We start from the raw sequence: 21763 nt of genomic DNA, 5'->3' as shown, positions 1-21763 counted from the left end.
GATCCGATCGGTGCCGCCCCCGTCGCCGTCCTCAGCGGCGGGTGAAGGCCGGGTAGCCCGCGGCCGCCTCGTCGTCGCACTTGCGGCGGTAGGTGCCGACCCCGCCGATGTAGGACAGCAGGCGCCGTGGCTTGCCCGGGACGTTCGAGCCGAGGTACCAGGAGGTGGTCCGCGGCACGATCGTGGCGCTCGCGACCTCCTCGTGGTGCTCGACCCACGCGTCCTCGCCCTCGGCGGTGGGCTCGATGGTCGTCTTGCCCTCCGCCCGCAGGTCCTTGACGGCGTTGGTGATCCACTCGGTCTGCTGCTGCAGGCAGGTGGTCATGTTGCACAGCGCCGCCGAGGGCGCGAGGGGCACGGCGGTGGTGAGGAGATTCGGGTAGCCGTACTTGGCCAGACCCATGGTGGTGCGGATGTCGCGCCCCCACTCGTCGGCCAGGGACCGGCCGTCGCGTCCGCGGATGTCGATGCGGGTCAGGGCTCCGGTGCCGGCATCGAAGCCGGTCGCGAGGATGATGACGTCGAGCTCGTGGTGCGTGCCGTCCTCCAGCTCGACACCGGTCGGGGTGATCTGCGCGATCGGGTTGTTCCGCACGTTGACCAGGTCGACGTCGTCGCGGTGGTAGACCTCGAGGTAGCCGTTCTCCAGCGGGACGCGATGGGTGCCGAAGCCGTAGTCGGTCGGCACCAGGGTGTCGACGAGGTGCGGGTCGTGGCGAAGCCGCTCGCGCATCTTCCCGCGCACGAACTCCGAGACGACCTCGGAGACCTCCTCGGAGAAGAACATCTCGCCGAAGCCCGCGAGCCAGAGCTTCAGCGAGCCGTCCTGGTAGATCTCCTCCAGGATCGCCTCGCGCTGTTCCGGGGTGCAGTCGGCCCAGGCGTGCTCGAAGTCGTACTCGAACCCGGTGAAGGTGTGCGGGATGGTCTCCCGCAGCTCCTCGAAGCGCGCCTTGTAGGCCTGCTGGTCCTCCTCGCTGTAGGTCGGGTTCTTCATCGGCAGCACGTACTGCGGGGTGCGCGCGAACACCGTGAGGTGCCCGGCCTCGCCGGCGATGGACTGGATGATCTGGATGCCGGTCGCGCCGATCCCGACCACGCCGACGCGCTTGCCGGCCAGCTCGAGGCCCTCGGCGGGGTAGGAGGAGCTGAAGACGAGCTCTCCCCGGAAGTCGTCGGTGCCCTGGATGTTCTTCAACGGTGCCGACAGCATCCCCGCGCACGAGATGAAGAACTGGGTGTCGACGACGTCGCCCTGGTCGGTGTGCACCAGCCACCGTCCGCGGTCCTCGTCGTAGTTCGCGACCGTGATCCTGGTGTTGAACTGGATGTCCTCCCGCAGGCCGAGTCGATCGGTGACGTAGTGCATCCACCGCTCGATCTCGGGCTGACCGGGGAACTTCTGGCTCCACGACCAGTCCTTGTAGAGGCTCTCGTCGAACAGGTACTGGTAGATGTAGCCCTCCGAGTCGAACCGGGCCCCGGGGTAGCGGTTCCACCACCACGTCCCGCCGACGTCTCCGGCGGCGTCGAACGCCCGCACGCGCAAGCCCTGCTCGCGCAGCTGATGGAGCTGGTAGAGCCCGGCGACCCCGGCGCCGAGGACGACAGCGTCGACCTCCGATGTCGCGGTGGGTTCCCTCGTGTTCCCAGGAGCTGATGTCGTCACCGTGAGGTCCTCTCGTCAGGTGGTCCCGATCGCCCTGCACGGAGGCTGCGGGCGTCCGGGCCCGAGACGACCACCCGAAGGGGTGGGAGACCTGGGTCACTCCGGGGTTGTCATGGGGAGCGACACCGACCGAGGAGGCCGAGGTGCCCAGATCGATCGACGGAGCCGGGATCGACAGAGTGCTGTCGTCCGCGGTGGAGCGCGGCGGCGTGCCGCACGTGGCCGCCATCGCGGCCGACGCCGACGGAGTGATCTACGAGGGCGCGGCCGGCGTCCGTCTGACCGACGCCGGCCCGCAGCCGGTCTCCACCTCGACCCACTTCCGGATCATGTCCATGACGAAGATGGTCGCGACCGCGGCGGCGCTGCAGCAGGTGGAGCGCGGCGAGCTGGACATCTCCCAGCCGGTCGCGGACTACGTCCCCGAGTTCGCCGACCTCCCGGTGCTCGACGGCTTCGACGGCGACACCCCGAGGCTGCGCGCGCCGACGTCGCAGGCCACCGTCAAGCATCTGATCACCCACACCTCGGGGCTGTCGTACTGGTTCTGGAACGCCGATCTCAAGAAGTACGAGGACGTCACCGGTCTGCCCAACGTCGTGCCGGGCGATCTGGCGGCGTTCGGGGCGCCCCTGGTGGCCGACCCGGGCACGAAGTTCGAGTACGGCATCAACACCGACTGGCTGGGCAAGGTCGTGGAGAAGGTCGCCGGCACGACCTTGGACGTCGTGATCAAGGAGGGGATCACCGGACCGCTCGGGATGGACGACACGATGTTCGCCCTCGACGACGGGCGCCAGGCCAACAAGACCGCCGTGCACGTGCGGGGTGAGGACGGCACCTGGGGCTCTGCCGGGAACGTGCTGCCGGACGATCCCCAGTGGTGGGCCGGCGGCCACGGGCTGCACTCGACCCCCCGCGACTACATCCGCTTCGAGCGCGCGCTGCTGCGCGGCGGCGAGCTCGACGGGGTCCGCATCCTCGACGAAGCCACGGTCGACGCGGCCTTCACCGACCAGCTCGACGGCGCCCCCATGCCGACCGTGATCGAGAGCGCCGACGCCTCGATCACCGGCACCCTGACCCTCGGTGAGGGCTGGACGTGGGGCTACGGCCTGCTGCTCAACACCGTCGACCTGCCGGGCGCCCGCCGGGCCTGGACCGGCGCCTGGGCGGGGCTGTTCAACACGCACTTCTTCGTCGACCGCTCGACCGGTGTCTGCGCGTCGATCTACACCAACTCGCTGCCGTTCATCACCGACGAAGCCTGGCAGCTCTACGGCGACGTCGAAGCCGCCCTCTACTCGAGCCTCTGAAGGAGGACCCATGTCCGACACCATGAAGGCGCTCGCGATCCTCGGCACCGGCAAGTTCGGTCTGGTCGAGCGGGACATCCCGAGGGCCGGGCCGGGCGACGCGGTCGTGAAGACCACGCGGGCGCTGATCTGCACCTCCGACGTGCACACCGTCGCCGGGCTGCTGCCGGTGCCGGAGGGGCGGCTGCTCGGGCACGAGAGCGTGGGGATCGTGCACGAGGTCGGCGAGGGCGTCACCTCGATGAAGGTCGGCGACCGGGTCGCGGTCAACGCCGTGACGCCCGACGGCACGTGCGACAACTGCCAGGCCGGCTACACCTCGCAGTGCGGTGGGCCGCTGGGCGGCTACCGGTTCACCGTCCAGAAGGACGGCAACATGGCCGAGTACTTCCACGTCAACGACGCCGACTACAACCTCGCGCCGATCCCCGAGGGGCTCTCCGACGAGGCGGCGGTCTACGCCTGCGACATGCTCTCCACCGGCATCATCGGCTCGGAGAACGCCAACATCCCCGTCGGGGGCACGGTGGCGATCTTCGCGCAGGGCGCGGTGGGCCTGTCGGCGACGATCGGGGCCAAGCTGCGCGGCGCCGGGCTCGTCATCACCGTCGAGGGCATCCCCAACCGCCAGGAGATGTCGCGGCGCTTCGGCGCGGACGTGGTCATCGACCCGGCGTCGGGCAACGTCGCCGAGCAGATCGTCGAGCTGACCGACGGCGGGGCGGACTCCACGGTGGAGGCGCTGGGCAACCAGGTCACCTTCGAGGCGGCGCTCTACGCCACCCGGCCCGGCGGGACGTTGTCCAACGTCGGGTACCACGGGGAGTCCGGGCCGACGGTGACCATGCCGCTGGACGCGTGGGGGCTGGGCATGGCGTCCAAGAAGATCGTCACCGACCTGTGCCCGGGCGGGCGGCTGCGCATGGAGCGCCTGATGCGCCTGATGGTGAACGGCAAGATCGATCCGACCCCGATGACCACCCACCGGATGGCCATCGACCAGGTCGAGGAGGCCTTCGACATGATGACGCACAAGCGCGACGGGATCATCAAGCCGCTCATCACCTTCTGACCGAGCGCGCCCCGTGTGTGCGTTCCTGGTGCCCCGGGGGAGCGCACGCACGGGGTCGGTCGCGCCACTGCCGGACCGCGAGCACCAGCATCACCGCCCCGAGAAGAATCTTCACGATCGAGACCCAGGCGGCCGGTCGTTCGTCGCCCTCGGCGGCGCCGGCTCCGGCGGAGAGCGCCAGGACGACGGCCCCGACGACGGCGAGTCCGAGGACCCAGCCGGTGATGAACGCTGGCCCGTTGACCCGTCCACGAGGTGTGGCGAGCATCAGCACCACGGCGATGATCGGTACCGGGCTCAGTGCCACGCCGATGCCGAGGGGCAGGACCGCTCCGATGGCAGCACCCACGTCGCGCTCCTCGGTTGATCGGGGTCAGGGCGTGACGATGGCGAAGCCGGGGTCCGGGGGGTCGAGGACGCCGAGAACGGTGGTCAGGACGTCGCCGGCTCCGTCGATGGTCAGGTCGCCGGACGTGGTGAGGGCCTCGGGTGTGGTGGCGCCGCTGAGCAGGGCGAGCAGCCCGGTCCGGGCGACGGCGACGCGCGCGTCCGCGCCGCCGCGGACGGTGCCCTCGCCGTGGGTGAGCACGCCGTTGGCGAGCCGGGTCCAGTAGGCGGTGTCGTCGATGGTCCAGTCGACGGCGGAGGTGAGGTGCCAGGCTTTCGGTCCGTCGACCTGGATGGCGATGCTGTCGAAGAGCTGGTCGAGGGTGAGCTGGGCGATCATGTCGGGCGAGGCGGCGACGATGGGGGTGCCGACGGAGGTGCCGCGGAGCTCGAGGGCGCCGGTGAGGTAGAAGTTGCGCCAGGTGCCGTTCTCGGCGCCGTAGGCCAGCTGTTCGAGCGCGGCGGCCTCGAGCTCGCGGGCAGCGGTGTTGGCGGGGTCGGTGAACACGAGGTGGCTGACGAGCTCCGCGGTCCAGCGGAAGTCGCCCGCGTCGAAGGCGCGCCGTCCCGCGACGAGCACGGCGTCGGGGCCGCCCATCACCTCGACGTAGCGGCGGCCCGCCTCCTGCGGTGGGTGCTGCCAGAGGTGGGCGGGGTTGCCGTCGAACCACCCCATGTAGCGCTGGTAGACCGCCTTGACGTTGTGGCTGATCGACCCGTAGTAGCCGTGGGTGTTCCAGGCGGCCTCGAGGGCGGGCGGGACCTCGAGCATCTCGGCGATCTCGGCGCCGACGTAGCCCTTGTTGAGCAGCCGCAGGGTCTGGTCGTGCTGGTAGGCGTAGAGGTCGCGCTGCTCGGACAGCAGCGCCACGATGCGGTCGCGGCCCCAGGTGGGCCAGTGGTGCGAGGCGAACTCGACGTCGGTGTCGTCGGCGAACAGATCGATGGCCTCGGTCAGGTAGCGAGCCCAGGCGCGGGGGTCACGGACCAGAGCCCCGCGCAGGGTGAGCAGGTTGTGCAGGGTGTGGGTGGCGTTCTCGGCCATGCACAGGGCGCGCCGGTCGGGGAAAAGGAAGTTCATCTCCGCCGGCGCCTCGGTGCCCGGGGTGACCTGGAAGACGATCCGGACCCCGTCGAGGGTCTCCTCCTGGCCGGTGTGGGTGATGTCGGTGGTCGGCGGGATCAGGGTGACGGTGCCGGTGGAGGTGGTCATGCCCAGCCCGGCACCCATCTGGCCCGCCGGGCCGACGGGCAGCGCGGCCCCGTACATGTACGCCGCGCGGCGGCTCATCGCGGCGCCGGCGTAGACGTTCTCGGCGACGGCATGCTCGAGGAACCCCTCCGGAGCGAGGATCGGCACCCGCCCGGCGGCGACGTCGTCGCCCGAGACGATGCCGCGCACGCCGCCGAAGTGATCGACGTGGCTGTGGGTGTAGATCACCGCGCTGACCGGGCGGTCGCCGCGGTGCTCGCGGTAGAGCGCGAGGCCGGCGGCGGCGGTCTCGGTGGAGATGAGGGGGTCGATGACGATCACGCCGCGGTCGCCCTCGACGATCGTCATGTTGGACAGGTCGAGCCCGCGGACCTGGTAGATGCCGTCGGTGACCTCGAACAGCCCATGCATGGCCACGAGCTGGGCCTGGCGCCACAGGCTGGGGTTCACGGTGTCCGGGCGCGGTCCCGCGAGGGTCGGGGTCCAGGTCTCGGCGTTCCACACCACGCGGCCGTCGTCGGCGTGCACCAGCCCGTCGCGGATGGTGCCGAGGTAGCCGTGCCGGGCGTCGGCGAACGCCGCGTCGTCGGCGAACGGGAAGCGGGACTCCAGCGCGGAGGCCGCGTCGACGATCTCGGGGCGGGCGCGGGGAGCGGTGTCGTCGGCCACGGGGTCCTCGTTCTGTCGCTGGTGACGCCTCGCGTGCCTTCCACGCCAAGGCATGACGTGTGTCCACGGTGACGAGCAGGAGGGTTCCGCGCGTCACCCGGAGTGGGTGGATCGACGCCGAGCCGTCCTGCGGCCCGGCCGCGACGCACCGCCGACGGTGCCATTGCACGGCCGGCGGGTGGGACCGGTGGGCGGGCATGCCTCGTCCGGTGTGGGTGGCGCCGCGCCCGGTGCCGACGCCCACGCCGCGGAGGTGGCGGTGGTGGCCGCCGTCGCAGCGACGACCACAGGAAGCGACCCGGGGAGGTCACCATGTTCGCCACCCGCAGGATGGCGCGCCGCACCGCACGCCGCACCACGCGCCGCATGACGCGCCGTACCTGAGACCCCTGCCGAACCGTCCGACGGCCCCACGGCGCGAGGGGGCCGCCACGGCGGCTCGCGACGGTGGCCGAGGCGTTGCCGGGCCAGGTCGGGCACGAACCGAGGAGCAGCAATGCCGGACCATCACGACCGCACCAGGTTGCCGATCCGATGCCGTCCCTTCGGCGGCACGACGGCCCGCACCCTCGAGGGGTCGGTCCCGGACGGGCGGGCCGAGGGCGTGCCATCACCCACCGCGGACGAGGTTGGGGAGTCACGCGCGGAGAAAGAATCGGCGCCGAGTAGCTCACCACCCGGGAACCGGCCGGGGTGAGTCGAAGCGCCCAGCGATGTCACTCAGGTCGCGGACGGTTCCCGGCGCCATCGTGAGCGGGGGCGACGCCGACCAGCGCCGTCGCGACATCGTCGGAACCGGAGGTGGATCGGATGGTGGTGACAGCGGTCGCGCATCCCAGCACGGACGAACGAACCGCCATGGGCCGGGAGGCACGGGAGCGGACGCCGCCGTCGTGTCACTCCGGGTGGGAACCTGCGGGAGACCGCCCCGATCCGGTCGATCTGATCGAACGGCAGAACCGCACTCGCGAGCCCGACCTGGTGCCGGTGCGTCACGGGCGGATGATGGTCTCGCCGTTCACGTTCTACCGCGGCGGCGCGAAGATCATGGCCGCCGACCTCGCCGGCACACCGACCGCCGGATTGATCACACAGCTGTGCGGCGACGCCCACCTGTCGAACTTCGGGGTCTTCGCCTCTCCGGAGCGGAAGCTGATGTTCGATGTGAACGACTTCGACGAGACGCTGCCCGGACCGTTCGAGTACGACGTGGAGCGGCTGGCGGCGAGCGTCACGATCGCCGCGCGCAACAACGGGTTCTCGAGGTCGAACGCGCGGGAGGCCACGTTCGCCTCGGTGCGGTCCTATCGGGAGTCCATGGCCGAGTTCGCCCGGATGCGGACCATGGACGTCTGGTACTCCCACCTCTCCGACGACGAGCTGATGACGGCCGTCCGGACCTTCACCGGCGAGCTCGAGAAGGAGCAGAAGAAGGACAAGAAGGCGAAGAAGGCCGTGAAGGAGGCCAGGAAGGCGGAGAAGACGGCGGAACGGACCCGCGCGAAGGCCTACACACGGGACAGCCTGCAGGCGCTGTCGACGCTGGGCGAGGTGGTCGACGGGCGGTACCGGATCGTCAGCCAGCCACCGATCGTCGTCCCGGCGCGCGATCTGGCCTCCACGTTCGGCCTCTCCCGTGACCAGGTCGGACATGCGCTGCGCGAGCAGCTGCGCTCCTATCGCAGCACCCTTCCCGAGGACCGACGCCAGCTGCTGGACCGTTTCGAGGTCGTGGACTGCGCCCGCAAGGTGGTCGGCGTCGGCAGCGTCGGCACCCGGGCGTTCATCGTCCTGCTCGAGGGGCGCGACGCGCAGGATCCGTTGTTCCTCCAGGTCAAGGAGGCGACCGCATCGGTACTGGAGGACCACCTGCCGAGGAGCCGGTACCGGCAGCACGCCGAGCGGGTCGTGCGCGGACAGCTGATGATGCAGGCGGCCAGCGACATCTTCCTCGGCTGGACCACCGGGCTCGACGCGAACCGGCACTTCTACTGGCGCCAGCTTCGCGACATGAAGGGCTCGGTCGACGTCGAGACGATGGCCCCGGTCGGGCTCACCTTCTACGCCCGCACCTGCGGATGGACCCTGGCCCGGGCGCACGCCCGAGCAGGAGATCCGGTCGCCATCTCCGCGTACCTGGGCGACGACGACGCCTTCGACCGGGCCGTCACCGACTTCGCGGAGCGCTATGCCGACCAGAACGAACGGGACTTCCAGGAGTTCGTGACGGCGATCCGGTCCGGACGCCTCGAAGCGCACACGGGCACATGACCGTCGACCACGGAGGGACCATGACGCGGCGGCGCTGGCTGGCCCGGGCGGCCTTCGCGCTGATGCTCGCCGCCGCGGCGCTGATGATCGGTTTCGCGGGCCTGGCCAGCCTGGCGATGGTCGGTGTGGGAGCGGCCGGTGCGTGCCTGCTGGTGGCGGGCGCGTACTGGTTCCTGGCCCACCGAGGGCTGGTGCGATGGCTGGCGTTCTGTCTGATGATCCTCGCCCCGATCGCGGTGCTGGTGACCTTCGCCCTGAACCACCTCCTGTGGGTGGGCATCGTGGCGCCGGTGCTCGTCGTTGTCGCCATCGCGACCGCCCGGCTGGCGCTGACCCCAGTTGTCGCGGATCCGGGCATGCCGGTCCGCGAGGTCCCGCCGCCACGGCGCGCATTCCTGATCATGAACCCGAAGTCGGGCGGCGGGAAGGTCGCCGAGTTCGGCCTGAAGGAGAAGGCCGAGGCGCTCGGCGCCCAAGTCGCACTGCTGGAGGGCCCGGGCCAGGTCGACGCGGCGGAGCTGGCCGAAGAGGGGGTCGCCGCGGGCGCCGATCTGCTCGGGGTAGCCGGGGGCGACGGGACACAGGCGCTGGTGGCCGGGATCGCCGCCGAGCACGATCTCCCGTTCCTGGTCGTCAGCGCGGGGACCCGCAACCACTTCGCGATGGACCTGGGGCTGGACCGGGACAACCCGGCCGCCTGCCTCGACGCGCTCACCAGCGACGGGGTGGAGCAGCAGATCGACCTGGGCATCATCGGTGGGCGCACGTTCGTGAACAACGCCTCGTTCGGCGCCTACGCCGAAGTGGTGGAGAGCCCCGCCTACCGCGACGACAAAGCGGGCACGACGCTGCAGATGCTGCCCGAGATCCTGAGCGGCCACCGCGGCGCCAGGCTTGCGGCCTGCGCGGGTGAAAGCACGATCACCGGTCCGCAGGCGCTGCTGGTGAGCAACAACCCGTACCAGGACGGCGACATCGCCGGGCTCAGCCGCCGGGCGCGGCTCGACACCGGGACGCTCGGGGTCGTCGCCGTGACGGTGGACAGCGCACGGCAGAGCGTCGAGCTGCTGCGCGGCGGAAAGGGCCGGGGCTTGACCCGGCTGACCGTCGGCGAAGTGGTCGTCGACGCCGACACGGCCGAGATCCCGGTGGGGATCGACGGCGAGACCGTCCTGATGACCTCGCCTGTCCGCTGCGCCATCCGGCCGAAGGCGCTGCGTGTCCGGGTGCCTCGAGACCGGCCCGGAATCCGCCCGGCCAAGCCGGCCATCGACTGGCCGACCCTGCGGCAGCTGGCCTCATTCAGGGCCCGGCCAGCTCGTCGACGAACCGCACCTGCCCCGCGGCGCCCGCGGGGAGGCATATCCCGACCGTCGTGAGCAACTCGTCGCGCCCCAGCCACGTCCACGGATCGGGCAGCTCGCACGAGTGAGCCCAGCCGATCCTCAGGATCGCTGAGCGGCGGTGCGGCGGCGACCAAGTCCCGCGGGGCCCCAACTCGGGTGGCCCGACCCGTCGTCAGCGCCGCTCGAGAATGCTGCGAGCTCGGACGAGCGGCAGTCGGCGGGCGTGACCGTTGCCGGTCGTGGTGATCCCGTGCGGTCGGCGGCGGGGGCACTTCGCTGCCGCGCAGGTGTCGTTCGGCCCTCCCTCCGCGCTGGAGAGCACGGAACGGTGCACGGCGCGAGTCGCACCCGAGGAGCGTCGATGTCCACGAGGATCAGACCACCGACCAACACTTCGCTCACGCCGATCCTGCTCGCCTGCGGGGTCGCCTATGCCGTGGCGTACGTCGTCGTCAACGACGTCGTCGCGGCCGGCCTGTACGAGGGCTACGACCCGGTGTCGCAGGCCGTCAGCGAGCTCTCCGCAACGGGTTCGCCCGCGACGTCCTTCCTCACCGCCGTCTTTCCGATCTGGCCGCTGCTGTTGACCGCGTTCGGGGTCGGCGTGCGGCGGGCGGCCGGCGGACGACGGGCGCTGCGAGTGACCGGTGACCTGCTCATCGCGCACGCGATCGTCGGGCTGCTGTGGCTGGCGTTCCCGATGACGTCCCGGGCGGACATGGCGCCGGGCGCCCCAGCGACCGTCAACGACGTCGGGCACATCGTGATGACCGTCGTGACGCTGGTCTTCATCGTGTCGCAGATCGGGTTCTCGGCCGCGGCGTTCGGGTGGCGCTTTCGGCTCTACGCGACCGTCAGCGCCGTGGCGTTCGTGGTGTTCGGTGCCCTGACGGGCGTGCAGGCACGCACCGTCTCGACCGGAGGGCCCACACCCTGGATGGGCCTCTTCGAGCGGCTGAGCATCGCATCGTGGCTGCTGTGGATGGTCGTTCTCGCTGTCATGCTGATGACGCACGGAGACGCGGAGCGTGTCGGCTCCGGTGACACGGTTCGGTCCAGGGCGGTCGATGGCTGAGTGACGCCGTGGCCGCACGGCAGACGGGCCGTCCTCGGGACCGTCGGTCTCGGAGCCAGGCGGGGGGAGCCTTCAGTGTGAGCGAGCGCGGGCAGGCCGGCAGCAGCCGCATCGTCTCGCGGATACCCGGGCTCACGATGCTGCGGACGTACGAGGCGGCCTGGCTGTCGAAGGACGTGGTGGCCGGCCTGGTCCTGACCGCGCTGCTCGTGCCGCAGGGCATGGCCTACGCCCAGCTGGCCGGGCTGCCGGCGATCACGGGCCTGTACACCTCGATCCTCTCCCTGCTCGCGTACGCGGTGTTCGGTCCGTCGCGGGTCCTCGTGCTCGGCCCGGACTCCTCGCTCGGGCCGATGATCGCGGCCACGATCCTCCCCCTGGTCGTCGCCGGGGGAGACGCCCAGCGCGCGGTCGCGCTGGCCTCGGCGCTCGCGCTCTTGACCGGTGCGATCATGGCGATCGCCGGGCTCGGCCGCCTCGGATTCGTCGCGGACCTGATCTCGAAGCCGACGATGATCGGCTACATGAACGGGCTCGCCCTGACGATCCTCGTCGGACAGCTCCCGAAGCTCTGCGGGTTCTCGGTCGACGCCGGCGGGATCGGCGGCGAGGTCGTGGGTTTCGTCGGGGGTGTGCTGGACGGCGCCCTGGTACCGGCTGCGCTCGGGGTCGGTGGGGCGGGTCTGGTCCTGATCCTCGTGCTGCACCGGGCCATGCCTCGAGCCCCGGCGGTCCTGGTGGTCGTGGTGCTCTCGATCGCCGCTTCGGTGGGGTTCGGGCTGGGTGAGCGCGGGGTCGAGCTGATCGGGGTGCTCCCGCAGGGGTTCCCGCCGCTGACGCTGCCGCAGGTGTCGGTGTCGGACCTGCTGGCCCTGGCGGGAGGAGCGGCCGGCATCGCGGTGGTGTCGCTGGCCGACACGATCGCCACGGCCTCGGCCTTCGCGGCCCGCGCCGGCCGGACCGTCGACGGCAATCGCGAGATGGTCGGGGTCGGCGTGGCCAACATCGCCGCAGGCTTCTTCCAGGGGTTCCCGGTGAGCACGAGCGGCTCGCGGACCGCCGTGGCGCAACAGGCCGGCGCGCGGACACAGGTCACTGGCCTGGTCGGCGCCCTGGCGATCACCCTGATACTGCTCGTGGGCCCCGCCCTGCTGCGCAACCTGCCGCAGCCGACCTTGGCCGCAGTGGTGATCGCCGCGTCGATCTCGCTGGCGGACCTGCCGGCCACGGTGCGGCTGTTCCGGGTCCGCCGCACGGAGTTCGCCCTGTCGATGACCGCGTTCTTCGGCGTCGTCGTCCTCGGTGTGCTCGCCGGGATCGCGGTGGCCGTCGGTCTGTCGGTCATGAACGTCTTCCGCCGAGCCTGGTGGCCCTACCAGGCCGTGCTGGGGCGGGTCCCCGATCTTCCGGGGTACCACGATGTGCGCTTCCACCCCGAGGCCGAGCTGCTGCCGGGCTGCGTCGTGGTGCGCTTCGACGCGCCGTTGTTCTTCGCGAACGCACGGACCTTCCGTGACCGGCTGGAACAATGCGCCGCCACGGCTCCGGTGCCACGGTGGATCGTGGTCGCTGCCGAGCCGATCACCGATGTCGACACCACCGCGGCGGACATGCTGCTCGAGCTCGACCTGGCCCTGAACGCACGTCACGTGCACCTCATCTTCGCCGAGATGAAAGACCCCGTCCGGCGCAAGATCGACCGCTACGGCCTCACGCGCACCATCGACCCGACGCACCTCTTCCCGACCGTGGACGCAGCGATCGACGCGTTCCGACGGGAGACCGGGGCCGAATGGGGTCCTTCACCGGAGCCGCCGTGACGGCCGGGCGTCGTCGCGCCTGCCCGGGCCTCATCGAGCCAGGGCGGGAGCCCGTGGGGCGAGCACGACGCGCGCACCTCCGCGTCCGTCCCCGGCCGCGCGTCGAGCCGAGCGGTCCGTCGGCTCCGGACGGTGTCCACCCGCTGACACCCCGAAGTAGTCCTTGACCTCGGCGCCACCGGGCACTGTGCTTGGTTGGTCTACCAGTCAGAGGGGCGTGGGGTCATGGACGGTGTGCTCGTGGTCGGGGCCGGCCCGGTCGGGCTGACGGCGGCGTGCCAGCTGGCGCGTCTCGGCATCACGGTGCGGGTGGTCGACGCGCTGGCGACCCCGACGACCGAGTCCCGCGCGGTCGGCGTGCACGCGCGGAGCCTGGAGATGCTCGCGGCGCTCGGCGTCCTGCCCGCGCTCGAGGCCCGGGGCCGCCGGATCGGCGTCCTCGCCATGACCGACGGCCGCAGCGGCGACACCCGCGCGCGGATCCCCGTGGGCGACATCGCGAGCCGGCACCCGTACGTGCTGGACATTCCGCAGCCCGACACCGAGGCGGTCCTGGCCGACCGGGCGGCCGAGCTCGGCGTGGCCGTCGAGCGCGGCACCCGGCTCACGGCGCTCGCGCAGGACGGCGAGGGCGTCACGGTCACCCTGGCGGGACCCGAGGGGGAGCGCACCGAGCAGGTCGGCTGGGTGGTCGGCGCCGACGGTGGCCACAGCACGACGCGGCACCTGCTCGGCACGCACCTGGAGGGCGCCTTCCACGGCCAGCACTTCGCCATGGCCGACGTCGACGTCGACACGTCGCTGACCCGCGACACCATCTGGATGTTCACCCACCCCGAGGGGATGGGGATCCACTTCCCGCTCGCCGGGGACCGGGCGCGCGTCATGTTCCTCGTCGAGGAGCCCACCGCCGACGCCCCGACCCTCGCGGAGATCCAGTCCCTCGCCGACGCGCGGATGGGCGGGCGGCTCCGCGTCCGCGACCCCCGGTGGCTGGCGTACTTCGAGGTCCACCACGCCCAGGTCCCGCAGTACCGCCACGGGCGGGTCCTGCTGGCCGGCGACGCGGCACACATCCACAGCCCGGCCGGCGCCCAGGGCATGAACACCGGCATGCAGGACGCCGCCAACCTCGCGTGGAAGCTCGCCCTGGTCGTCCACGGCCGGGCCGACGCCCGGCTGCTCGACAGCTACCACGACGAGCGGCACCCGGTCGGGGCCGCGGTCGTCCGGAAGACCACGCTGCTCACCGACGTCGGCACCGCCTCCGGTCCGGCCGGCACCATCCGGGACGTCGCCCTGTTCCTCGTCGGCCACGTCCGGCGCGTGAGCGACGCCGCCGCCACGCAGATGGCCGAACTGACCATCGGCTATCGGGACAGCGCCCTGTCGGTGCGGCACGGGCGCCACCACGGCGACGTGCGCGCCGGTGACCACGCCCCGGACCCCGACGGCCTGCAGCGGCCCGACGGCACGCCCGTGACGATCGAGGAGCTGCAGGCCACCCCCGGCTTTCTGCTGCTCGTCCACGGTGGGCCGGGCGCCCTGGCCACGACCCTCGGGGACCTCGGCACGGTCGTGGCGATCGGCCGCGACGTCCTCGATCCCGAGGGCGCGCTCGCACGCGCGTACGGCAACCGGGACGGGATGGTGCTCGTCCGCCCCGACGGCTATGTCGGCCTGGTGGCCGACACCACCGACCCCCACGTCCTGCGCCGCTACCTCGCCGACACCCTCGGGGTCGCCGTCCCCGCCGTCGCGTAGGACCGGCGATGCCCGACAGGCCCGACAGACGGCGCGCCATCGTCGAGGCCGCCCTCGCGGTGATCGGGGAGACGGGGCCGGCGGGCTTCACCCAGCCGCGGGTCGCGGCGCAGGCGGGGCTGCGCCAGAGCCACCTCACCTACTACTACCCGACCCGCGACGACCTCCTCGTGGCCGTGGCCGAGGAGGCGGTGCGCCGTCGCGTCGCGCTGCTGCGCGAGGCGGTCGAGGGTGCCGACGGACCCGAGGAGCAGATCGCCGCCCTCGCCCGGGTGCTCGCGGCGCCCGAGCACACCCGGGTCCTGCTCGCCCTCACCCAGGCCGCCGACCAGAACGCGGCGGTCCGCGAGGCGTTCGGCGCCCTCGCCGCCGGCATCGGTCCGGTCGGCGCCGCGCTGCTCACCGCCGCCGGCGTCCGGGCCGACCCCGCGGCGGTCGCCCTCCTGCAGGCCACCTCCACCGGCATCGCGGTGCTCGCCCTCGCCCGCGGCGAGGACGTCACCGGCCGCGCCGAGCAGCTGCTCCACACCTTCGTCGACCGACTCTCCGGGAAGGACCCGTCGTGACCCATCACATCCCGCCCCAGCGGTCGACCGCCGGGCCGCCGTACGCCGATTGGGATCCCCGGGGGTGGCGACGGATGCGTCGGACCCCTCCCCGGGTGCACCCGTCGGTCGAGCAGATCGTGGCCGCGCTGGCGGGGGCGGGGGAGCGGGTGGTGCTGCGTCACCCCGACGGGGAGACCACGGGCGCGGAGCTGCTGGCCGCGATCCACCGGTGTGCGCGGGCTCTCGACGGGCTGGGGATTCGGCCGGGCGACCTCGTGGCCCAGTACGCACCGAACCGTTCCGCGGCGCTCGAGGTGCGCTACGCGACGCACCTGATCGACGCGGGTGCGGTGTACCTGTCGGCGCCGCCCGGGGCCGACCGGCGGGCGCGCCAGCTCGAGCAGATCGACCCGGCCCTGGTCGTGGTGTTCCCGCAGACCGCGCACTGGCTGCCGGAGACGACGGTGCCGGTCGCCGCGGTCGGCCCCGTCGAGGGCGTGCCGCTGCGCCTCGACGAGCTCGCCGCCGCGCAGTCCTCCGAGCCGGTCGTGTCGCGCGCGCGGCCGGGGGATCTGGGCACGGTGCTGTCGTCGGGCGGCACCACCGGCATCCCGAAGGCCAGCGTGCGCGACGTCGCGGCGTGGGCCGCCGCGGTCGCCACCCCGCCGCGCCCGGAGCGGCGCCAGCTCGCGTCGGGCGCGGAGGCGTACCTGACGCAGATCCTCGTCGCGCAGACGATCATCGGCGGGGGCGTGGTGGTGCTGCGCGACGACTCCGAGCCGGCCGCGCTGCTGGAGCAGATCGAGGCCGAGCGGATCACCGACCTGTTCCTCGTCGAGCCCCAGCTGGTCGCGCTCATGGACCACCCCGACGTCGCGCGCCGCGACCTGTCGAGCCTGCGGACGCTGACCCACATCGGGGCGTCGGCGCCGCCGGCCCTGCGCCGCCGCGCCCGCGAGCGGCTCGGACCGGTCATCCAGCACACCTACGGCGCCAGCGAGATGGGCATCGTCAGCGCGCTGCGCCCGGCCGAGCACGACCCCGACGACCCCGAGCGCGCCACCAGCGCCGGGCGAATCCTGCCCGGCGTCGAGGTCCGGTTCCGCCGCGACGACGGCACCCTCGACCCGACGTCCGGGCAGATCGAGGTGCGGTCGCCGGCGATGACCCGCGGCTACCGCAACCGCCCCGTCGAGCAGGCCGAGCACTTCGTCGACGGCTGGTACCGCACCGGGGACCTCGGCCGCCTCGGCGCCGACGGCCACCTGCACATCCTGGGGCGCGCCGCGGACTGCGCGGTCGTCGACGGTCGGCTGGTCACCCCGACCGGCATCGAGGACACGCTGATGGGGCTGCCGGCGGTGCGCTACGCCGTCGTCGTCGCCGACCTCCCGCGCGACCGGCGGGTGGCCGCGGTGCAGCCGTGGTCCGGCACCGACGTCGACGCGACGGCGTGCCGCGACGCGGTGGCCGCCGAGCACGGCAGCGACGTCGCCGCGACGCTGGTCGTCGTGCCGTGGCCGACGTCCCGCTCACCGAGCAGGGCAAGCCCGACCGCGCCGCGATCCTGGGTTCTCACGAAGTGTGATCAAGGATACTCTGATCGGGCTACCAGACCGATGATCGACCTCGTTCCTCGCAACACTCCGTGAGAGGTGTCCCATGCAGTGGTACCTGAAGGCGCTCAAGCAGTACGCCGACTTCGGTGGGCGCGCCCGGCGCACCGAGTTCTGGATGTTCGTGCTCTTCAACGTCCTCGCGAGCGCGGTGCTCGGCCTCGTCGACCGGCTGATCGGGACGGCGTCCGTCGTCGACGCCGGGGGGACGCTCGTGGTCACGCCCGGCCTGCTGCAGGGGCTCTACGGCCTGGCGGTGCTGATCCCGGCCATCGCCGTGGCCGTCCGCCGCCTGCACGACACCGACCGTTCCGGCTGGTGGGCACTCCTCTACGTCGTCCCGATCGTCGGGCAGATCGTCCTGATCGTCTTCTGGGCGATCGAGGGCACCCGCGGCGCGAACCGCTTCGGCCCGGACCCCAAGCAGGACGTCGCCGTCGGTCGCGCGCAGCCGAGCCCGCAGCAGCCGGCGTCCTGACCGGCTCCGCCGGCGATCTCATCCGCGACGGATGAGGTCGCCGGATCGGGCCGGGGCCAGCGTGGTCCCGTCCGGCGATCCGGTCGAGGACCGGGGAGGGGGTCCCGTGGAGGCAGCGCGGCTCGGCGTGGTCTACGACGTCGACGGCGTCCTGCGGCTCGCGCCCCTCTACCGGCAGTGGGGCCGCCTGCGGGTGCTGATGAGCCGGGGCCCGCGCGACCGCCGGTCACTGCTGGGCATGCAGCGGCTGCTGCGCACCGTGGCCGACGAGGGGGCGGCCGACGTCTTCTTCCTGACCACCCTGCCCCCGGCGCTGTCCCGGCCACTGCTGGCGGCACTGCGCCACGACCACTACCCGCCGGGCACGCTCCTGACGGCCGGCCGGGCCCTGTTCTCGGGGTGGCTGGTCGGCGCGGGGCTGGTGCGCAAGCGCGCCGCGCTCGACCGGCTGGCCGCGGAGCGCCCGGACACGTCGTGGGTCCTCGTCGGCGACGACGCCGGCCACGACCCGGAGCTGTTCGCCGGCTTCGCGCGGGACCACCCCGGCCGGGTGGCGGCGATCGCGATGCGCCGGCTGGTCGACGTCGACCGGGTCGTCCGGCACCTGCGCCCCGACGACCTCGGCGGCGGCGCGCCGCCGCTGGTGGAGGCCCCGAACGGGGAGGAGCTGCTGCCGCGGCTGCGCGCGGTGCTGGGCCTGGGCCGGGTGACCGGCCCGCCGAGGATCGAGGACTGGTTCCTCACCCCCGAGGAGCGCGGCAACCCGGCGACCCGCCTGCGGGCCTGGACCGAGGGCAACGCGGTCCGGCTGCGGGTGCACGGCGGCGCCTACTACGCCGCCCTCGCCGCCCGCCTGGCCGGCACCGGCGCCGGCGACCTGGTCCTGGTCGCGGGCTGGCGCGGCGACGGCGACCAGGAGCTCGGCGACGACGGGCCGACGGTGTCCGCCGCGCTCGCCGGCACGGCACGACGCGGCGCGCGGCTCGCCGTGCTCCTGTGGCGCTCGCACCTGGAGGCCTTCGGCTACCACGTCGCCCAGAACCGTCGTCTCGCCGCGGACCTCCTCGCGACCGGTGCGGAGGTGCTGCTCGACCAGCGGATCCGGCCGCTGGGCAGCCACCACCAGAAGCTCGTCGTCGTCCGCCGCGACACCGGCGCCGACGAGGACGTCGCCTACGTCGGCGGGATCGACCTCGTCCTCGGCGCCCGCGACGACATCGTCCACCGGGGGGACCCGCAGTCGGCCGCGAACGCCGACGAGTACACCCGCAGCCCTCGCCACGACGCCATGGTCGAGCTGCAGGGCCCGGTGGTCCGGGACCTCGAGGAGGTCTTCCGCGAACGGTGGGAGGAGCCGACCCCGCTCGCGCGCCTGCCCTGGCACGTCGTGCCCGACCTGGTTCACCGCCTGCCCCGGCGGGGGTCGCCGCTCCCCGCGCCGGTGCCCGATCCGGCGCCGGCCGGACGGTGCGCCGTCCAGGTCCTGCGCACCTATCCCCGCCGCCGCCCGCCGCACCCGTTCGCGCCCCGCGGCGAGCGCAGCATCGCCCGGGGTCTGATCAAGGCGCTCGGCCGGGCGGAGCGGCTGGTCTACATCGAGGACCAGTACCTGTGGTCCGCCGATGTCGCCCGGGTGTTCGCCGCCGCCCTGCGCCGCGCCCCGCGGCTGCACCTCATCGCGGTCGTGCCCCGGCCCGAGCACGACGACCGGCCCGGACCGGCCGTGCTCGGGCAGGGCGAGGCGCTGGCGATGGTGCACGAGGCCGGCGGCCCGCGGGTGCAGGTCCTCGACGTCGAGAACGACGAGCAGCGCCCGGTCTACGTGCACGCCAAGGTCTGCGTCGTCGACGACGTCTGGGCGGCCGTGGGCAGCAACAACTTCAACAGCCGCTCCTGGACCCACGACTCGGAGCTGGTCGCCGCGGTCCTCGACGAGGAGCGCGACGGACGCGCGCCGGCGGACCCCGCGGGTCTGGGCGACGGTGCCCGCGGCCTCGCCCGGCGCCTGCGCCTCGAGCTGATGCGCGAGCACCTCGAGCTCCCCGACGACACCGACCTGCTCGACCCCGACCGGGCCGCGCGCACCGTGCGGGCACGCGCGGCCGCGCTCGACGCCTGGCACGCGGACGGCGCGCAGGGCCCGCGCCCGCCCGGTCGCCTGCGCCGCCACGTCCCCGGCCACGAGCAGGTCCGGCTGACCCTGCAGCGCCGGTGGCTGATCGACCCCGCCTACCGGATGGTGCTCGACCCCGACGGTCGGCCGTGGGGCGCCCGGCTCCGCCGCATCTACTGACCCGGGGCGGGGCGGCCGGCACTCCCGGGGCCCGCGCCGGCCTCGTGCGGGCCGCGATCACCCGGGATGGATGAGGCCGGTCCGGCGTCGACGGCGCACGGTGCCATCACCGAGTCCCGACCGAGTCCCGACCGTGGGAGTGACCATGACGTCCGACGCCGCCACCCCTCCGCCGGCCCCGACGGGCGACCCGGAGGAGACCCCACCCCGATGGGAGTGGCACGTCGAGATCCCGTACATCGGTCCCGTGGGCTGGCCGCTGACGGGCAGCCTCAGCTACCTCATCACGGTCGGCGCGCTCGCCGCCTTCGAGATCATCCCCTGGCCGGTCGCCGGACTGCTCGGGCTCGGCCACGTCATGGCCCGCAACCGCGACAACCAGGTGGTCAGCGAGATCGGGAGTGGTCTGAAGGTGGTCGGCTGACCGTCGGCGCGGACGGGGCAGGCGAGCGGTCGGCGGGGATGCCATGGCCGGGACGTGGGTGGCGGGCGAGGAGGACCGCGGATCATGACCGTCGCGCTCACCGACCAGCCCGACCGCCACGACACCGGCGGGAGCGGCTCGCCGCCCCCGGGGCGACTCCGGCGTCCACGGCTGACCCTGCCGGGCTGCTGGGGCGCGACGCTGCTCGGCTGCCTCTCGTTCACCCCGTCCCTGCTCCCGCGGGGCGGGGTCGTCCAGGGACTGGTCTGGGGCATCACCGCGGCCATCGGGTACGGGCTGGGTGTCCTCGTGGCCGCGATCTGGCGCGGGTTCGCCGACCGGGAGGCCCGCGAGCCCCGCCGGAGGTCGTGGCGGGTGTTCGCGGCGATCGCCCTCCCGGTGACCGTCGTGGCCGTCGTGCTCGGCCAGGTGTGGCAGGCGGAGATCCGGCGCCTCGTCGGCGCGGAGCCGGCCGACCTCGGACTGCTGGTGGCGATGCCGTTCGTCGCGGTCGTCGGGTTCGGGGTGCTCCTCGCGCTCGGCCGCGGGGTGCGCTGGGTCTTCCGTCGGCTGGCGCGGCTGCTCGACCGCTGGGTCGGGCGGCGCGCGGCGACCACCCTGGGGTGGCTGGGGGCCGCGGCCCTGGCCTACCTGATCGTGACCGGCCTCCTGCTCGACGGGCTGGTCGACGCGGCCGACCGCGCCTTCTCCGTGCACGACACGACCACGGCGGAGGGCGTGGTGGCGCCCTCGAGCTCCCTGCGCTCCGGTGGCCCGGGGTCGTCGGTGCCCTGGGAGACCCTGGGCCGGGAGGGACGGAACTTCGCGGCGCTCGGTCCGACGCCGGCGGAGATCGAGGGCCTCGGCCGGCTCCCGGCCGTCGCCCCGATCCGGGCCTACGCCGGCCTCGACTCGGCGCCGGACGCCGAGGCGCGCGCCGCCCTCGCGGTCCGGGACCTGGAGCGGGCCGGCGGCTTCACACGGCGCGCCCTGCTCGTCGTGGTCACGACGGGCAGCGGGTGGGTCGATCCCGCCCTGGTCGACTCCTTCGAGTACCTCACCCACGGCGACGCGGCCACGGTCGCCCTGCAGTACTCCTACCTGCCGTCCTGGTTGTCCTACCTGGTCGACCAGTCCCGGGCGCGCGAGGCCGGTCGGGCCCTGGTCGACGCGGTCTACGGCGTGTGGACGACACTGCCGCCCGACGCGCGACCGCTGCTGTTCTTCGCCGGCGAGAGCCTCGGATCGTTCGGGGCCGAGGCCGGGTTCAGCGGCGAGTTCGACCTCGCCAACCGCGCCGACGGCGTGCTGTTCGCGGGGCCGCCGAACTTCAACCCGTTGTTCCGCGAGTTCACCGACCACCGCGATCCGGGGAGCCCCGAGGTCCAGCCGGTCTACCGCCAGGGGCGGATCGTGCGCTTCGCCCACGACCCGGCGGCCGCGATCCCGCCCGTCGGCGCACCGTGGTCCGGCGGCCGGGTGCTCTACATGGTGAACCCGTCGGACCCGATCGTCTGGTGGAGCCCGCGACTCGCCCTGCACGAGCCGGACTGGATCGCCGAACCACCCGGCGAGGACGTCCTCGGTGGCATCGTCTGGATCCCGTTCGTGACCTTCTGGCAGGTGACGGCCGACCTCCCCTTCGCCGTGGACGTCCCCGGCGGTCACGGGCACAACTACGTCTCCCGGTACGTCGACGGGTGGACCGCGGTCCTGCCGCCGACCGGCTACGCGCCCGACCAGCTCGCCGCCCTCCGCGGGGTGATCGGGTAGGTCGTGGGCCCGCGAAGGCGCGGTCCGGT

The 21763-nt window shown here is 73.0% G+C and carries 16 protein-coding genes; 13 read left to right on the top strand and 3 right to left on the bottom strand.

Features of this window, described 5'->3' with window-relative positions:
* Positions 1–31: 31 nt before the first annotated feature.
* Complete coding sequence (locus tag PH190_RS09885) at positions 32–1669, bottom strand: flavin-containing monooxygenase (RefSeq protein WP_274231333.1); 1638 nt, start codon at positions 1667–1669, stop codon at positions 32–34.
* A 143-nt stretch (positions 1670–1812) separates the two neighbouring features.
* On the opposite strand from PH190_RS09885, the gene PH190_RS09880 reads away from it, so the two are divergent.
* Positions 1813–2985 (top strand): serine hydrolase domain-containing protein, encoded by a 1173-nt coding sequence (locus tag PH190_RS09880; RefSeq protein ID WP_274231332.1) that lies wholly within the window; start codon positions 1813–1815, stop codon positions 2983–2985.
* Between the two features lie 10 nt (positions 2986–2995).
* A complete protein-coding gene (locus PH190_RS09875) occupies positions 2996–4057 on the top strand; it encodes an alcohol dehydrogenase catalytic domain-containing protein (protein ID WP_274231331.1) in 1062 nt (353 codons plus the stop codon).
* On the opposite strand, the gene PH190_RS09870 is transcribed toward PH190_RS09875, so the two are convergent.
* Together PH190_RS09870 and PH190_RS09865 are read right to left on the bottom strand one after the other, a co-directional pair.
* The gene (locus PH190_RS09870) at positions 4047–4406 is read right to left on the bottom strand and encodes a GAP family protein (RefSeq protein ID WP_274231330.1); all 360 of its coding nucleotides are present in this window, start codon (positions 4404–4406) and stop codon (positions 4047–4049) included. The genes PH190_RS09875 and PH190_RS09870 overlap by 11 nt on opposite strands.
* Positions 4407–4430: 24 nt before the next feature.
* Complete coding sequence (locus PH190_RS09865; RefSeq protein WP_274231329.1) at positions 4431–6326, bottom strand: alkyl/aryl-sulfatase; 1896 nt, start codon at positions 6324–6326, stop codon at positions 4431–4433.
* Between the two features lie 810 nt (positions 6327–7136).
* Here PH190_RS09865 and PH190_RS09860 point away from each other — a divergent pair.
* The 11 genes from PH190_RS09860 to PH190_RS09810 all read left to right on the top strand — a co-directional run bounded on the left by PH190_RS09860 (position 7137) and on the right by PH190_RS09810 (position 21734).
* Entirely contained in the window at positions 7137–8597 is a 1461-nt protein-coding gene (locus tag PH190_RS09860) for a DUF2252 domain-containing protein (RefSeq protein WP_274231328.1), read from the top strand.
* A gap of 20 nt (positions 8598–8617) precedes the next feature.
* Entirely contained in the window at positions 8618–9976 is a 1359-nt protein-coding gene (locus PH190_RS09855) for a diacylglycerol/lipid kinase family protein (RefSeq protein ID WP_274231327.1), read from the top strand.
* A 328-nt stretch (positions 9977–10304) separates the two neighbouring features.
* Complete coding sequence (locus PH190_RS09850; RefSeq protein ID WP_274231326.1) at positions 10305–11018, top strand: DUF998 domain-containing protein; 714 nt, start codon at positions 10305–10307, stop codon at positions 11016–11018.
* A gap of 77 nt (positions 11019–11095) precedes the next feature.
* On the top strand, positions 11096–12838 hold the full coding sequence (locus PH190_RS09845; RefSeq protein ID WP_274231325.1) for a SulP family inorganic anion transporter: 1743 nt from the start codon (positions 11096–11098) through the stop codon (positions 12836–12838).
* 225 nt (positions 12839–13063) lie between these two features.
* Positions 13064–14602: an FAD-dependent monooxygenase gene (locus PH190_RS09840; RefSeq protein WP_274231324.1), complete on the top strand. Its 1539-nt coding sequence runs from the start codon at positions 13064–13066 to the stop codon at positions 14600–14602.
* Between the two features lie 8 nt (positions 14603–14610).
* Positions 14611–15168, top strand: coding sequence for a TetR/AcrR family transcriptional regulator (locus tag PH190_RS09835; protein ID WP_274231323.1), 558 nt, complete (start codon positions 14611–14613; stop codon positions 15166–15168).
* A 74-nt stretch (positions 15169–15242) separates the two neighbouring features.
* Positions 15243–16802 carry a class I adenylate-forming enzyme family protein gene (locus PH190_RS09830; RefSeq protein WP_274231322.1) on the top strand — a complete coding sequence of 520 codons (1560 nt, stop codon included), beginning with the start codon at positions 15243–15245 and terminating at the stop codon, positions 16800–16802.
* A 10-nt stretch (positions 16803–16812) separates the two neighbouring features.
* The gene (locus tag PH190_RS09825) at positions 16813–17244 is read left to right on the top strand and encodes a DUF805 domain-containing protein (protein WP_274231321.1); all 432 of its coding nucleotides are present in this window, start codon (positions 16813–16815) and stop codon (positions 17242–17244) included.
* A gap of 106 nt (positions 17245–17350) precedes the next feature.
* Positions 17351–19537: a phosphatase domain-containing protein gene (locus PH190_RS09820; protein WP_274231320.1), complete on the top strand. Its 2187-nt coding sequence runs from the start codon at positions 17351–17353 to the stop codon at positions 19535–19537.
* Between the two features lie 145 nt (positions 19538–19682).
* Positions 19683–19961: a hypothetical protein gene (locus tag PH190_RS09815; RefSeq protein ID WP_274231319.1), complete on the top strand. Its 279-nt coding sequence runs from the start codon at positions 19683–19685 to the stop codon at positions 19959–19961.
* An 84-nt stretch (positions 19962–20045) separates the two neighbouring features.
* Positions 20046–21734, top strand: a complete 1689-nt coding sequence (locus PH190_RS09810; protein ID WP_274231318.1) for an alpha/beta hydrolase — start codon at positions 20046–20048, stop codon at positions 21732–21734.
* Positions 21735–21763: the final 29 nt, after the last annotated feature.

Origin of the sequence: Actinomycetospora straminea (assembly GCF_028737255.1) — a bacterium.
Lineage (GTDB): Bacteria > Actinomycetota > Actinomycetes > Mycobacteriales > Pseudonocardiaceae > Actinomycetospora > Actinomycetospora straminea.
This window is presented reverse-complemented; position numbering and strand designations above follow the sequence as displayed.

Excerpts from the sequence above, each read along its gene's own strand:
- PH190_RS09830 (WP_274231322.1), top strand. The coding sequence starts at position 15,243 with ATGCGTCGGACCCCTCCCCGGGTGCACCCGTCGGTCGAGCAGATCGTG.
- PH190_RS09875 (WP_274231331.1), top strand. The coding sequence starts at position 2,996 with ATGTCCGACACCATGAAGGCGCTCGCGATCCTCGGCACCGGCAAGTTC.
- PH190_RS09825 (WP_274231321.1), top strand. The coding sequence starts at position 16,813 with ATGCAGTGGTACCTGAAGGCGCTCAAGCAGTACGCCGACTTCGGTGGG.
- PH190_RS09850 (WP_274231326.1), top strand. The coding sequence starts at position 10,305 with ATGTCCACGAGGATCAGACCACCGACCAACACTTCGCTCACGCCGATC.
- PH190_RS09840 (WP_274231324.1), top strand. The coding sequence starts at position 13,064 with ATGGACGGTGTGCTCGTGGTCGGGGCCGGCCCGGTCGGGCTGACGGCG.
- PH190_RS09810 (WP_274231318.1), top strand. The coding sequence starts at position 20,046 with ATGACCGTCGCGCTCACCGACCAGCCCGACCGCCACGACACCGGCGGG.
- PH190_RS09860 (WP_274231328.1), top strand. The coding sequence starts at position 7,137 with ATGGTGGTGACAGCGGTCGCGCATCCCAGCACGGACGAACGAACCGCC.
- PH190_RS09815 (WP_274231319.1), top strand. The coding sequence starts at position 19,683 with ATGACGTCCGACGCCGCCACCCCTCCGCCGGCCCCGACGGGCGACCCG.
- PH190_RS09835 (WP_274231323.1), top strand. The coding sequence starts at position 14,611 with ATGCCCGACAGGCCCGACAGACGGCGCGCCATCGTCGAGGCCGCCCTC.
- PH190_RS09855 (WP_274231327.1), top strand. The coding sequence starts at position 8,618 with ATGACGCGGCGGCGCTGGCTGGCCCGGGCGGCCTTCGCGCTGATGCTC.